The sequence below is a fragment of the Roseburia hominis A2-183 genome, assembly GCF_000225345.1.
Classification (GTDB): domain Bacteria; phylum Bacillota; class Clostridia; order Lachnospirales; family Lachnospiraceae; genus Roseburia; species Roseburia hominis.
Window position 1 is genome coordinate 3,020,472 of record NC_015977.1, and the last position, 14,465, is coordinate 3,034,936.

At 35.6% G+C, this 14,465-nt stretch carries 16 protein-coding genes; 2 read left to right on the top strand and 14 right to left on the bottom strand.

The window, feature by feature from the left end:
- Nucleotides 1-228: 228 nt before the first annotated feature.
- From RHOM_RS13535 to RHOM_RS13595, 13 genes are all read right to left on the bottom strand, one after another.
- On the bottom strand, nt 229-1,005 hold the full coding sequence (locus RHOM_RS13535; RefSeq protein ID WP_143761736.1) for a hypothetical protein: 777 nt from the start codon (nt 1,003-1,005) through the stop codon (nt 229-231).
- Nucleotides 1,002-1,496, bottom strand: coding sequence for a hypothetical protein (locus RHOM_RS13540; protein ID WP_014080866.1), 495 nt, complete (start codon nt 1,494-1,496; stop codon nt 1,002-1,004). The genes RHOM_RS13535 and RHOM_RS13540 overlap by 4 nt, the downstream gene beginning before the upstream one ends.
- A gap of 2 nt (nt 1,497-1,498) precedes the next feature.
- The gene (locus tag RHOM_RS13545; protein ID WP_014080867.1) at nt 1,499-2,317 is read right to left on the bottom strand and encodes a ParA family protein; all 819 of its coding nucleotides are present in this window, start codon (nt 2,315-2,317) and stop codon (nt 1,499-1,501) included.
- Nucleotides 2,318-2,353: 36 nt separating this feature from the next.
- Nucleotides 2,354-5,593: a DEAD/DEAH box helicase gene (locus RHOM_RS13550; RefSeq protein WP_014080868.1), complete on the bottom strand. Its 3,240-nt coding sequence runs from the start codon at nt 5,591-5,593 to the stop codon at nt 2,354-2,356.
- Between the two features lie 2 nt (nt 5,594-5,595).
- The gene (locus RHOM_RS13555) at nt 5,596-6,459 is read right to left on the bottom strand and encodes a hypothetical protein (RefSeq protein WP_014080869.1); all 864 of its coding nucleotides are present in this window, start codon (nt 6,457-6,459) and stop codon (nt 5,596-5,598) included.
- Between the two features lie 178 nt (nt 6,460-6,637).
- Nucleotides 6,638-7,051: a winged helix-turn-helix domain-containing protein gene (locus RHOM_RS13560; RefSeq protein WP_014080870.1), complete on the bottom strand. Its 414-nt coding sequence runs from the start codon at nt 7,049-7,051 to the stop codon at nt 6,638-6,640.
- Between the two features lie 75 nt (nt 7,052-7,126).
- A complete protein-coding gene (locus RHOM_RS13565) occupies nt 7,127-7,573 on the bottom strand; it encodes a hypothetical protein (RefSeq protein ID WP_014080871.1) in 447 nt (148 codons plus the stop codon).
- Nucleotides 7,570-8,322 carry a helix-turn-helix domain-containing protein gene (locus RHOM_RS13570; protein ID WP_014080872.1) on the bottom strand — a complete coding sequence of 251 codons (753 nt, stop codon included), beginning with the start codon at nt 8,320-8,322 and terminating at the stop codon, nt 7,570-7,572. The genes RHOM_RS13565 and RHOM_RS13570 overlap by 4 nt, the downstream gene beginning before the upstream one ends.
- A 236-nt stretch (nt 8,323-8,558) precedes the next feature.
- Nucleotides 8,559-8,915, bottom strand: coding sequence for a plasmid mobilization protein (locus RHOM_RS13575; RefSeq protein ID WP_014080873.1), 357 nt, complete (start codon nt 8,913-8,915; stop codon nt 8,559-8,561).
- A gap of 130 nt (nt 8,916-9,045) precedes the next feature.
- Nucleotides 9,046-9,597, bottom strand: coding sequence for a replicative helicase loader/inhibitor (locus RHOM_RS13580; RefSeq protein WP_014080874.1), 552 nt, complete (start codon nt 9,595-9,597; stop codon nt 9,046-9,048).
- A complete protein-coding gene (locus RHOM_RS13585) occupies nt 9,590-10,405 on the bottom strand; it encodes a phage replisome organizer N-terminal domain-containing protein (RefSeq protein ID WP_014080875.1) in 816 nt (271 codons plus the stop codon). Before RHOM_RS13585 ends, RHOM_RS13580 begins: the two co-directional genes overlap by 8 nt.
- Complete coding sequence (locus RHOM_RS13590; RefSeq protein WP_014080876.1) at nt 10,406-10,594, bottom strand: helix-turn-helix domain-containing protein; 189 nt, start codon at nt 10,592-10,594, stop codon at nt 10,406-10,408.
- Complete coding sequence (locus tag RHOM_RS13595; protein ID WP_014080877.1) at nt 10,594-10,797, bottom strand: hypothetical protein; 204 nt, start codon at nt 10,795-10,797, stop codon at nt 10,594-10,596. Before RHOM_RS13595 ends, RHOM_RS13590 begins: the two co-directional genes overlap by 1 nt.
- A gap of 140 nt (nt 10,798-10,937) precedes the next feature.
- Here RHOM_RS13595 and RHOM_RS13600 point away from each other — a divergent pair, with 140 nt between their 5' ends.
- Entirely contained in the window at nt 10,938-11,666 is a 729-nt protein-coding gene (locus tag RHOM_RS13600; protein WP_014080878.1) for a helix-turn-helix domain-containing protein, read from the top strand.
- 3 nt (nt 11,667-11,669) lie between these two features.
- Complete coding sequence (locus RHOM_RS13605) at nt 11,670-12,731, top strand: tyrosine-type recombinase/integrase (protein WP_014080879.1); 1,062 nt, start codon at nt 11,670-11,672, stop codon at nt 12,729-12,731.
- Between the two features lie 310 nt (nt 12,732-13,041).
- Here the strand turns inward: RHOM_RS13605 and gdhA are convergent, their stop codons facing one another.
- Nucleotides 13,042-14,400 (bottom strand): NADP-specific glutamate dehydrogenase, encoded by a 1,359-nt coding sequence (gene gdhA, locus RHOM_RS13610; protein ID WP_014080880.1) that lies wholly within the window; start codon nt 14,398-14,400, stop codon nt 13,042-13,044.
- Between the last annotated feature and the right edge of the window lie 65 nt (nt 14,401-14,465).

Here is a 14,465-nt window from a genome sequence, read left to right on the forward strand (position 1 = left end):
GTGATTGTCGGAGAATTTCGATTAACACCTATTTGGGAAAGGACATGAATTATTAAAACAATTATCGAAGAACACAGAATTAACTATACTTTAGTATCGAATTCTTTATCATCTATCTTTCATTCTCTCAAAATATACTTTTAATTAGAAATTCTTTAGTACCTATACTGTTTTCTTGTTTTTGAGTATTCCGTATGAGTAGTGCTCATTTTGAACGGAATACTCATTTTATATTTCTTTTAAAATTTCTACTATTTTTCGTTTATATTCCAGTTCGTTTGATATTGCATTTCGGATTAATGACTTTTCTGTATGTTCGTCAAAGTATACATATTCTTTAAAATAAAAAATTATTAACAAAACATTTACCGTGCTAGATAACATACTGACCTGTTTAGTCAAAAAATTTATATCTTTTTTCACAAACTTAAATTCATCAACATACTGTGTCTTTTGGAAAAAATTACTATTAGTTCCATGAACATAATTAGACAATTCCCTATACTGCGTTGTCCAATTTCCAATTACCATTGACATCAGCTCTTGAAGTTTCTTGTCTTCAAGATTGTATTTCATTGAGAATGGATAGTTCTTAACATACTCTTTTAAATCATTGAATCCCCCTATTGTTCTTGAATTATCATCCATTTCTTTTTTATATAATTCTACTGGATGTTCACTATAATAAATATATGTTAATATCAATTCTTGTGTTCTTCTTAACATAATCAATGTTGGAATTTTCATGTCAATATTTCCTAGTAATATTATATGAATAGCATTAGATAATATCTCTTGAAAATACATTTCCGTTTTGGGGGTCACCTCAAAATACGGAGACAAATGATTCTTCCATATCTTTACCGACAACATAAATGTTAATGAAGCTTTTGTAAAATCTACTGACTGTTCTTTTGTTTTTATATTAATCCCATATTTTTGGTTAATAAAATGAGCTACAGCATTAAATTCTTCTTCTAACTCATAACCATATGTTTCCATCATTCAACACCTTTATAACTATCAAAGAACTGAAACCACGCATCCATAAAACCTATATTTTCTACATTCTGTTTCGCATTCATATTTTGATGATTCGTCTCATTGCTAAACTCATTCCATGCCTTTAAAAAATTATTAAATTGTTCTGGGCTCTGCTCATAAACCTCGTTAATAATTATCCCTACCACTTCTGCCCTAGAACGTTTTTGCCAATAATTCTTAATTTTTATATTCAAACACTTTTCGGCAAACTTCAAAATTTCTTTTGTAGACGGGAATTTTTTACTATCTAATAAAATAACCGGCAAAACACCTAACAGCTCGTCTGTACTACTATCAAGAATTGTTACTTCCTTTTTATCACCAATAACATCCAAAACCTCTTTTCTAATGCGATTAGCTCTATCTATATCTACTTTAATAAAATCAATGCTTCCTAACATATCCATCAAATCCAACAATGAATATAACGCATCCTTGGTTTCTTTTTTCATAATTACAACCTTCCTCTCTGAATTAGTTGCTTTGTTATATTTTTTATTTGATCAACAATTATAGGATCTCTCATATCCAATATATATTTTTCATTAGACAATTCAGGATCAAGCCCTTTCACAATTTCTTCGCATTGCTTTAATTCATTTTGAAACAACTTATTTTTCCATCTTCTTTGAATTATCGGCTTATTTTTCTTGTATAACAATCTCTCTGGAATAACCATATTTAATACTATTCCGACAAATTCTATTTGATGTTGAAAATCCTTTTCAATAGTTTCTTTCACATAATTCTCTAACATAGGAAGACCAAACACTGACAATGGATCTGCCTTCATAGGAACCAAATACATATCAGATGCAAGCAGCGCCACCTTGGTATATTCCGATATAGTTGGCGGACAATCAATAATTACTACATCATATTTTTCTCCCAATTCACCTTTAATATACTGATCCAATTTATGCGGCCTTGCCGATAAATTCAATGTCATAATATCCAAACTTGATGGAATAATATCAAAACCATCTACATGAAATATCCATTTTTCTTCACTAAGTTTTGTATAGCCTTCCAATACTGAATTTGCTTGATAATCTGGAGACAGGCAGCCATAAACTGATTTATTTCTATCTTCCAAAATTTCTTGCATTTGTTCTTCTTTTAATGTGTACTGAGTTGCATTCATCTGTGGATCCATATCGATAAGTAATACTTTCCTACCCTCAATTTTTGATAATGTATATGCAACATTTACTGCAAGCGTTGTTTTACCAACCCCACCTTTCATATTTATAAATGTTATAACTTTAGCCATTTTTTTCTCCTTATCTCAAAGTTTTTACATATCACACTATTTCATCCGATTTTTAATAATATTTTTTATAATTTCGCCACTTACATTTTCAATTTTTAATTGTTGTGAAGAAATTTTCTCTATAACCGCTTTTACTTCTTTATAATTAGCTACACTTATATCCACACTGGAATATTCTGTTTTTAAAATATTTAAAACATTATCAACAGCAAATCTTGGCACGCCCAACTTCGATACAATTACCGCTTCCTTGCTTGATACCCCATAATAAATATAAGAAGGTAACATTTGTGCATTTTCTGTCTGCAAATCAAAGCTCACGGCCTGATATATATTTATTCCCCATGGCATATAAGACTTCATCTGGCTATTAAGATAACGATTGCATAAAGAAATTGCATCTTCATCGCTTTGCCCTGGTCTTTTAATTTCTTTCGCAATATCTCTTACCTTATCGCCATTTACCCAGCCCATAAGTAACTTAGCTATATTTTCTGGATCCAGCTTCCCTTGCCCTAACATATCAATTTTTATTTCAGGAATTTTTGCAATAATATTAATAATCTCTGTCAAACGCTCAATATTCTTAGTTCGAAGAATAATTTCTGAAGCCTTATACTCATGATCTCCGTTTTCTTTCAGTCCATGGATAAATGCACCTATTATAGATTTAACCTTTGTATAACTTATATCACTAATACCTAATTCATCAGCCTTCGCCATATCCTCCTTTTTATTTTCGTTAACATGTCGAATATATTGTGTTACAAAAGTATTTAATTTTCTTTGTGCATTAATAAAACCTTCCTGTTTACTCAAACTATGATACAAATAAGAATCTGTTAATATTCCCCTAATTTTAGCAATATCTTTTGGACTAATATCATAATCATAGCTAATGTTCAATATATGATTTATATATTGCAACAGATTTAATATTGGTGCATTATTTGGTTCTTTTAACACATTGTAGTCAATACTTATAGTACTATTTCCCGTAAAATAAGCATTCAGTGAAGATATTACTTCTTTTAAATCTGATTCAATATATCTTTTCACTGTTGACTTGGTTTCTTTCTGGGAATTAGAATAGGAGAGAATAATATATCCCTCTTTATCCTTGTATGCTCTACCAGCACGCCCTGCTATATTCCAAAACTCAGCGTTTGATAAATCACCTTTATTACGCAATTTAACTGTATCAAAAATAACCGTATTAATCGGGAAATTCATTCCTTGCGCCAATGTTGTTGTTGCAAATATAAGTTTTATCTTATTGTTTCGGACTAATTCCTCGATAGTTTCCTTGACCAGACTTGATAAGCCAGAATTATGATAACAAATACCAAATTTCAAACATTCGATTAAAGGATCATTTTCTCCATTTTCTAACTTTACAATCTCTATTGCACGTTGAATTTCTTCGTCACAGCTCATATCAGGCAGCATACCTTTTTCTTCAAAATACATTTTCGTATAAGATGCCAATTTCAAAGTGGTACCTCTGCCACCACACAAAACTAAAATATTCCCTTCCTGTTCAATAAAATCATTCAGAACCACACAAAGTCGAACCGTATTATCAATACTATCTAATCTAAGCTCTTCTTTCACATCCTGCGGGTTCAAGTTCAAGGAAATTTCAACATTTTCTGTCCCCAATTGGTTTCTTGGTGATTTGTAAAATTGCAGAACAGATTTTGTTTTCTTACTATCAAGTAAATTACAACCAATATATTGTTTGGTTGGTGCCCACTCTATGGAAATAGTATCTGCATTTCTTGGTGAGTCGGCTAACCACTCGCTAATTTCCTGAGCATTACTAATAAAGGGGCTTAATAAAAGAAAATTTGCCTCTTTCATATTTTGCTTTATAGATGATAAGACCAGTTCAAATTTAGAACCCCGTGATTTGTCTCCTAAATTGTGCGCTTCATCCATAATAACTAAACGAGTGTTTTGTATTGCCGGATGGTTTTGTCTTACAAGTGCCTCTAATTTTTCGGGTGTACTAATTAATATATCAATATGCTCCCGCGTCAAAATTTCATTTTCTATCTCATCAACATCATAATATGGTAATGCTGTTTCTATATTAAAATTAAATTCCTTAAAATCACTTTGCAAATCAATTTTAACTTGATCAATAAGTGCATTAGTTGGAACAATATAACAAACTGTAGGATTAAAATCGGCTGTTTTATAGTTATGAATACTAAATAATATCTGCATCTCTGCCAGCAACGACTTTCCTGCACTAGTCGGCATTCCAACAACAATACTCTTTTTAGGCGTTAACACATCCGAAATAACCTCTCTCTGAGATGGCAATAAAGAATATATGTATCTATTACCATTGGAAAGGTTTTCTTCGATGAACTTTCTTATTAATGGTGACTTTTCTGCAATGTTCCATATTGAATTTTCCGCTACTCTTTCATATGCATATCGCAACAAATGCCCAATAAGTTTCAAGTCAATGCTTTCATTATCCAGCAAATGAAATGCATTATATGAATACATATCGATAACACTATATATATCTTGATTTTCCGAACTATCAATCTCACCGCTAAAAAGATATTCTTTTAAAACCATCGTCAAATAAATAATATTTCCATAAGAAGCAATCTTTAGACCAACCGGTATATCTAACTCAGCTTTTGAAAGTTCCTCCCTTTGAGCCTCATTCAAATTATCATTTGCTCTTTTAATATAGGAATTTAACTGTGTCAATCCATCATAATTTTTAATATTACTCATCAACAATACAATTAGATAATATGTATCATATTCTAATTTCTGCATCGTTGGAAATTCATTGTATAAACTCATCATTTTGGTAAATTTAACATTATATTCCTTAATAGCCAAATCAGACATTGTCTGTCTATCTGCCATATAAGATAACATACTATACATAACCAAGTACGACATATTTTCCCAACACTCATTATCATTAATCTGATCTAAAACTTGCTCATACAGGGATGCTACTGTTCCACATAAACCTACAAGTAACTCTTTTCGTTTGTCGCTCTCAATTAAATCCATATTTGGATTTTCTAAAACAATTTCCAATAATGCATTCAGCAAATTCGCCTTAGAAAGTAAATCACTATTCAAATATTTCTTACTTTGTTCTTTTGCAGAAAACTTATTATATAAATGACTAGTTTCAATATCTGCGAGCATAACAGTAAGCGAAGAAATATTTTCTTCGCTTACATCAAATACTTTCTCTATTGAATTAATTATGCTCTTAATATATTCCATTGCTATTCACCTATTGCCTCTTCATAGACTTCATTACTAAATTCAGAAAATTTCTTTCTAAATGATAAGATTATATTCTCGACATTTTCTCTTTTAACTCCCTGTAAAGAAAAATTTTTATAATCGTCTATGTTCATCTCCGGAACAATTTTCTCGTTATTTCTAAGCAAAAATGGGAAAAACATTATATTATCTGCTAAGTCTTCCTTTTCTCCAGCAATTAAATTCGCTAAAAAGTCTACTATTTTTTCTAATATATCATCCTGCATTTTAACATTTCTTATACCATGCATATATTCCAAAATTTCGTGAGAAACTCGATTGTCTACATCATCAATAGCTTTCTGAATATCCTGTCGTAAAGATTGCACAGAATCACATGGTATTTGATTTGTTTCAGATGCCTTGACCTCACATACAACAAATCGAATTCTATCATTATCCATCCAAATACCAGGTACATCTATCCCGTCAGTATGTTTATCAATTTCAACGGTTTTCAAATTTACTCTTTTATCAGCTTCATCATAAAACTTACAACCATATTCTTGTTCTAGCAAATACTGTGCCATCCATTCTGTTACGCGTTCTCTGCGAACATCAAATTGTGGTATTTTCGTTTTTTTAGGAATATTGATTTTTGCAACCTGCTCATTAAATCTGGCCACAAAATCTGGATTCAAATTTTTTGTTCCATAATACGTCAAATCATATTCTTCTATATTATGTACTTTAGATATTTTTACTTTATTAACTAAATATGCTTTTATCTCATTGAAGCTTTCTTCATTTTCAATATCAAATTCAAAAAGATTAACCTTCAAACCGTTCAATTCTGTTTCCAGTACTTTTGATATACCTGCCATTGTATAAACCACCTTCGAATATGTTATACATAAAGTCCACCCAGTATATTTACTATAACACACTACCCTCTCTTTTTCTATACATTTTGCCTATTTTTTGTCATCTCTTTTATTACTCTAAAAACATTTTTCACGAAAATAGCCACATGATTTATGTTGAAATCAATGTGGCTATATTTTATAACATTTTCTGATTGAACCGATAGCCAACACCCCAGACTGTCTGTACATAAACAGGCTTGCTGGGATTATCCTCTATCTTTTCCCGTATGTTGCGTATATGGCTCATGACAATGTTATAATCGCCGGAATAAGATTCCTTCCAGACAATATCATAAATCTGCTCCTTGCTGAACACTCTGCCTGGATTGTTGGCTAACAGATAGAGGATTTCAAACTCTGTAAATGTCAAATCTATTTCCTGTTTCTGTTTTCTTACCGAACGATTTATATCATCTATTTCTAATCCATTAAAACTCAAATTCTTTTTTTCATTTTCAACTACTTGATATGCTCTTGATCCCGCACTGACACAGGATATTATATGATTTAGAATTTCCTCCTCACTATCTTCAAATGTCAGTATCATCATTTTCCCATATACTCACCCCCTTATAACAAAATAGGCTTCCATTCCCATTGGTTCATCCAATTTTAAGTTCAGAAATCACTTCAAAACATTATTGAGTGCCGAAAAAAAATGCTCTGAACCTTTATAGTAAAAGGTTAAATCTTCTTCTGACACACCACCACTTTTTATGGCATCTTTGCTAATAACTACCTTAACAATATCTGAATCCTTATATGTGGTATATTCCATGATTTTCTCATAAGCATTTTCTTTATCAGGTTGCACTCTAGTATGTGTCTTTTCTTGATACAGCTCTATTACATATTCAGAAGCCAGTTTTTCATCAAAGTTCTCGCATTCGGTCCATTCATCCTCATCAAAAAAATCATCTACATCAGCTTGAGACTGTTGTTCTAATGTTATAACATCTGTGTTATTCTCATTTCGTATTTCGATACGGCACATCTTTTCTGTTTTGTTCCCACAACCTGTCAACAGACAAACTATTAATAATATTGTTAATAAATATGTCCTTTTTATCATTTTTTCTTCTTCCTCCTCCAATACTCTTCATTCATTGTTAATAGCCTATATGCTCGCCATATCCCCCATGTATAAATTGCAAAGCATCCACCTATTCCCTGTACTGCATCTCCTAACGCATACCATATATACTGCAAATCTTCTGGAACAGTCCAATAGAAATCTGGTAAAAACAGAAATCCTATTAAAAATACAAATGCGCCCCCTAATATCATTATCTTATACTTTTTCTTATTTTCCGCAAATGTCACTCTTAATCGTTTCAACACTTCGGCATCAAAAACCAATGGTTCTGTCCAAATCTTTTTATATGGATTGTCTGATATAACCATACTGATTATCAAAATAATAGCAACTATTATGATAAACGTACTAATCACATCACCAACGTTGTTATACATATTCATATAAGAAAACACACTAGACACACACGCCAGTAGAAAACAAATACCTATTTTCATAAACTTTGATTTTTGATGTGCCAGAAAGCTTTCTGCCAACTCATTACTGACATACCAACCTTTTTCTGATATATCCTCTCCCGATTTTTCTTGTTCGTTTCCAACTAAATAGTCTAAGCTCACTTGATAAATCTGACTTAAACGTATGATTTTTTCCATCTCTGGATAACCATTATCATTCTCCCATCGGCTAACAGCCTGCCTTGATACACCTAACTGCTCTGCCAATTCCTCTTGAGATAGGCCAGCCTCTTTTCTTCCTTTTTGTATTCTTTGTCCTAATGTCATATATCACTACTCCTTTCTCACTCAGCGTACCATTTTTATCTTGTGAAGACTATCAAAATACAGTTGCAACTAAGCAATTTTAAGTTGCAATAGCTGTGATTACGGCTTACATAATAGAATCAACTTACAAATTATACCATACAGTCTGTCATCAATCTATCGCTTATACCTCAAGGCACCTTTCTTACATTGGTTACAATTATATACCTTCAATTTCTTTCCTTATTATTTTTGAGTTATTTATTATGTATCAACGGCTGTTTTTTCAACATCGCCTTCTGCGTCTTCCACACCTCGTCCATAATTACTTTCACTTCTGCCATATCCTCTTTATAAACGTTTCCAGTGCTGTTAATTCTCTTCGCAATCTGATTCAGATTCCCACTGATTTTTCCAAGCGTTTCGTTGTATTGCCTTAGATAAGAATAATCCACATCATAAACAAATCCAAAGAGTATCAGTGTCCTAATATAATCCGATGCACTCTTCCTCTTTGACAACTCCACCTTCCTGTCCAGGATATATTTTTCGTTATCACTCAAATAAATCTTCAGCTCATTTTTCCTCGTTCTGTTTGCTCTATCCTTTGCCATATCGTTCCATCCTTTCAAATGATTTTAAGGGTTAGGGAATTCTCCCTGAATGATAAATTTGAGCATTCCTTCGATAAGAGAAATCGCTCATTTTATCGCCTGTGAGGGAACACAGGCAGTGCTTGCTAAGTTAGTTTTTATCCTTTTCCTGTTCTATTGAATTTTGCCCTTTCTGTACCAGTTCAGCCAAGCGATTCTGCACCATTTCTCGTAAGTTCGGCAATGCACTTCCTACGTTCACTTCTGTTATTTTCCGCCTTTGGATGGCTTGGTAGATTTCTGCAAATCTTGCCCGGTCAGCAACAATATTTTCTGACAGGCAGATATTCTGAAACCCCAGACGCTTAACAACTTCTCTGGTAACTTCATCAAAGCTTTCCATTGCAACTTTCTCCTGATACATTCCATAGTGCCCGATTGCCCTGCTGACTTTCTTCCAGCCTTCACTCCAATCAGTAATCACCGGGCTAACCAACTCTGCATATATCTCTCGTAACTCTGCAACGGTTGGCTTGAATTTATTTGTCAGCATATATTGTTGAAGAGCCTTGGATAAAATCTGATAGTCCAGATCATGCAATAAAGCGTACCACACATCCAACGCTTTTTCCGTCCCAATAAAATCTTCTCCATACATTGCCTGCATGGCTACAACTAATGTCGCAAATTCCTGTTTAGTCACCGAAAGCACCTCCCGTACTTTGTATCTTTTCACGCTCCAACCATGAGCTTACATTGCTTCCGCTTACCTTTTCCTTTTTCCCTTTCAACGGAAAGAAATCCGTCCATCCATTCTGAATTGTCTGCTTAATAATTGCCACTTGTTCTGCTGGAGAATTCGATAGACTTTCCAGCTTATCAATGCAATAACCGATTGCTTTCCCCTTCACTTCCTTGCCATTTTCTTTTCGGTATTCCAGGTAAGAAAGAAACATACTATTCAGCACTGTATCAGCAAAGTAAGAAGGAATTTCCTCTATCTCTGGTTCTCCCTCTTCCTTTGGCTTTTTCTCTTCCTTCTGACTATTTTCTATCTCTGTGCTACAAGAAAATTCTATGGTGTTACCTTCCGTTACAGTTTCATTACATTGTAACGCTGCCTGCTCTTTTTCCTTTATGAGCTTTTGATTCGCCCTGTGATTTCTGACTCTGGATGCTGAAGCACTCTCACTTCCAACCATGTCCCCCAAGTACAATAACTGTAATGATTGATCATCCAAGAACACAGCCGCATGATATTTACACAAGGCAGAAATCGTCAGCTTCACAAGTGCCGGTTTCTCTCCCGTATCCAATGCTATTTCCTCATCTAAGGATGGCAAAATATTTTGATAGTAAATAATCCCTTCCGTATTGATTGCCTTCAATAACAGTTTCAAATAAAGCAGGACGATACTGTCTCCCTCCGGCAAAGTTTGCAGTTGTTTGATAATCAGTTCCTGAAAGAAACCGACCTGCAATTTCAACCAGTAATATCGTTTCCCTGCCATTTAGCATTTCCCTCCACTCTGGATAAACGCATCCAGCATACTTCTGTAAATGATGTAATGATAGCGGCTCTTTCCATCCTTCTTGATGGCATATCCAATCGGCAGCCGCTCCTGCCTCATCAAAAACTGTAAAGTCACAACATCCATGTTAAGCAATTTTGCAGCCTCTTTTGTCGTAACTCGTTCCATTAGTGCCCCTCCTTTCCATTTGTCTCCTCTTTACCGCTTCTGACCTTCTTAATTGCCGAATTCAGCCGTTCAAGCTGTTTCCCTTTTAAATCCTTCCTTAGCCATCTGCAAAGCGTAAATTCGGAAATTCCCATTGCTTCCGCAACTTCCCACTGCTTTACCTGATTTTGCTTCATCAGCAGTTTTACTTCTTCTTTTTTCACTTGTTTCTCCTCCATATTTTTGTTGACATTGTTGCTGTTGTTGTCTATACTAATTATGTACTATATAGTACATGCAAGCAATCCTGTTTCTCATATGGTACGAGCAAATATGATGTGTAAATGAAAGGAGTACATGAAAAATGCTGAAAAATCAAGATGAAATCCGGGGACGGATCATTCAAATACGAAAAGAAAGGGGGTTATCACAGAACCAGTTAGCAAAAGACTTTGGAATTTCCAGAACGCATTACTGCAACGTAGAGAATGGTAAGAAACCTGTAACAGAGAGTTTTCTCAAAGTGCTAGCCAGCGGTTACAAAATACCTATGGAAGCGTTTATTCCTAATGAAAATGGAGATTTGATGCAATACTGCGAGTGCACCAATGATTTTGTTAATGCAATCATCGATGACTATTTCAATTCCTTTGAAATACGCAAATACTACATTGATGAATATGAACAGCCTTATTACGGTGTTCTCTCCTACCTGCATGATATCGGCTATACGATTGAATATGAGCTTCTTCAGGAAGCCCATTTACAGGATTCCTTCGATACTGCAACCGGATCTGTTGATGTAAAAGAAATTGCTGAAGATGGCGTAATCCATGTCTATTCAAATGAGTCTGGAAAAGACGTTGCCCAGATACCATTAACCAAGCTGGCAGAACTGGAAAAAGAAGTGAAAGATTTTGTTGAGTATAAGCTCTCTGCGTACAAAGTGGCTAATCCTACCAAACGTTCTGACCTGCTTCCGAAGTCCATTTATGCTTTTGATATTCCAAATGAAATTGCAAGAGTAAAACGCTACAAGGAATATGCAGAGTATTGCCTTAAACAATTAGAACAAATGCAGAAAGAAGGTTAAAGTATGAAGTTACCAAACTCTTACGGCAGCGTAATCAAGCTTGGTGGCAAACGACGAAAGCCCTACGCTGTCCGTATCTCGAAACTTGTGGAAGACGATACCGGGAAGGTCAAGCGAAAATACACCTACCTAGCTTACTTCTCCAAACCGGAAATGGCTTATACCTATCTAGCTGAATACAATAGCGGTGCGGTTGTTCCGGAACATATGAAATACTCGGACTCTCCCACCTTTGCAGAGATGTACGAGAAATGGAAGAAATACCGAAAATCTCTTAAAAACCAGATTAGTGATTCCACGTGGCGAAATTATGAGATTGCTTTTCATCATTTCAGTGAACTGCATGACCGCAAATTTATTTCCATCAGGACAAATGATCTGCAGCAATGCTTAAATGCCTATAATCACAAGTCGCAGACTACGATTTCTTCTATGCGAGCCGTCCTGAAGGCTATGTATCAATACGCTAAATTGAATGAATACATAGACCGGGATTTAACAGAAGGTCTGGTTTATGAATGGACAAACTCTACGGAGCAGATACACGACAGGTATTCCGATGAAGAAATCAAAACACTCTGGTCGAAGCTATATGAAATCAACAATGTAGATATCATCCTTATAATGATTTACACCGGCTTGCGACCAACCGAGCTGTTGGAAATCCAGACGGAAAATGTCCATTTAGATGAAAAGTACATGGTTGGCGGCATGAAAACCGAAGCCGGGAAAGACAGAATTATCCCACTAAACGATAAGATTATTCCTCTCGTCAAGAACCGCTACGATCCGAACAAGAAATACCTGATCAATAACAAGTTTGGAAATCATTACACCTACGGAACCTATATGAACGGGAATTTTAATACGTGCATGGGAAAACTCAAAATGAAACATCTGCCCCACGATGGCAGACACACCTTTGCTTCACTTATGGACAGCGCCGGGGCAAATGACGTATGTATCAAATTAATTATGGGACACAGTATGAAGAACGACACCACCAAGGGAACGTACACCCATAAGACTTTAGAAGAACTTCTTACAGAAGTAAACAAGATTTAGGAGCAAAAACTGAATACACTTATAATGTTGTTGTGGTATCAACATTACACTCATGTTCAGCCTGAATCATCCTGAAAAGTAACAGATGGAAACGCTTTAAAAAGCATCCAAAATCAGTAAAAACAAGTGTATACCACATGTATATCACTTGTGTACCACGTGTATATAACGACCTCAAAATAACGTATATTATCTTCTATTTATGAATATTCTGACAATTCTTTTGTCATTTCAATACATAAAGAAAAGTCCCATAAACACTGGGTTTACAGGACTTAACCATATCTTATATTATCTTAGAATTTCTTAATTAGCAAACACCCTGAGCTAACATAGCATCTACTACCTTCTCAAATCCGGCAATATTTGCACCTGCAACGTAGTCTGTCTGTCCGCCAACGGTTGCATTGTATCTCTTTGCAGCATCTGAAATGTTTGCGTAGATGGTCTCCATGATGCCCTTGAGCTTTCCATCCACTTCCTCGAATGTCCAGGAAAGTCTCTCGGAGTTCTGGCTCATCTCCAGTGCAGAAGTAGCAACACCACCGGCATTGGCAGCTTTACCGCCTACGAATAATACGCCGTTTGCCTGAAGATATTTGGTCGCTTCCAGTGTGGTAGGCATGTTCGCACCCTCTGTAACAGATGTAACGCCGTTTGCAACCAGCATCTTCGCATCCTCGATGTCGAGCTCGTTCTGTGTTGCACACGGAAGTGCCAGATCTACCTTGTACTGCCATACACCGTGCTCACCATTCTGCTTTGCATGATATTCTGCAGAAGGTCTTGCTGCCGCGTACTCGGTAAGACGCGCACGTTTTACCTCTTTTACTTCTTTTAATAATGCAACATCGATTCCTTCCGGATCATAGATCCACCCGGTAGAGTCAGAGCAGGTCACAACCTTTGCTCCTAACTGATGTGCTTTTTCAATCGCATAGATTGCAACATTACCGGAACCGGAAACTGCACAGGTCTTGCCTGCAATGTCGATGCCGTGATCCTTCAGCAATGCGTTGGTCAGGTATAACAGACCATATCCGGTTGCCTGTGTACGTGCGAGAGAACCGCCGTATGTAAGTCCCTTACCCGTGAGAACTCCCTCGTATAATCCGCGGATTCTCTTGTACTGGCCGAATAAGAAACCGATCTCTCTTGCACCTGTTCCGATATCTCCGGCAGGTACGTCGGTATCTGCACCGATATATTTGTAAAGCTCTGTCATGAAGCTCTGGCAGAATGCCATGATCTCTCTGTCAGACTTGCCCTTCGGGTCAAAATCGGAACCACCCTTGCCGCCGCCGATCGGAAGTGTTGTAAGTGAATTCTTAAATACCTGCTCAAATCCCAAGAATTTGATGATACTTAAGTTTACAGAAGGATGAAGTCTTAATCCTCCCTTGTATGGTCCAATGGCATTGTTGAACTGTACACGGAAACCTCTGTTTACCTGAACCTGTCCATTGTCATCTACCCACGGAACACGGAACATTACCTGACGATCCGGCTCTGTAATGCGCTCTAAAATCGCATTCTTTTTATACAGTTCCTCATTTGCCTCAATCACCGGTCTTAAAGACTCCAGCACCTCTTCAACTGCCTGAAGGAACTCTGGCTCGGAAGCATTTTTCTCTTTTACTTTTGCAAGAACTTCATCTACATATCCCATTTTTTTGTCTCCTTACTCTTAGTATATTGTGCTGTGTATACACTGCAATATTTTCATCAGATACA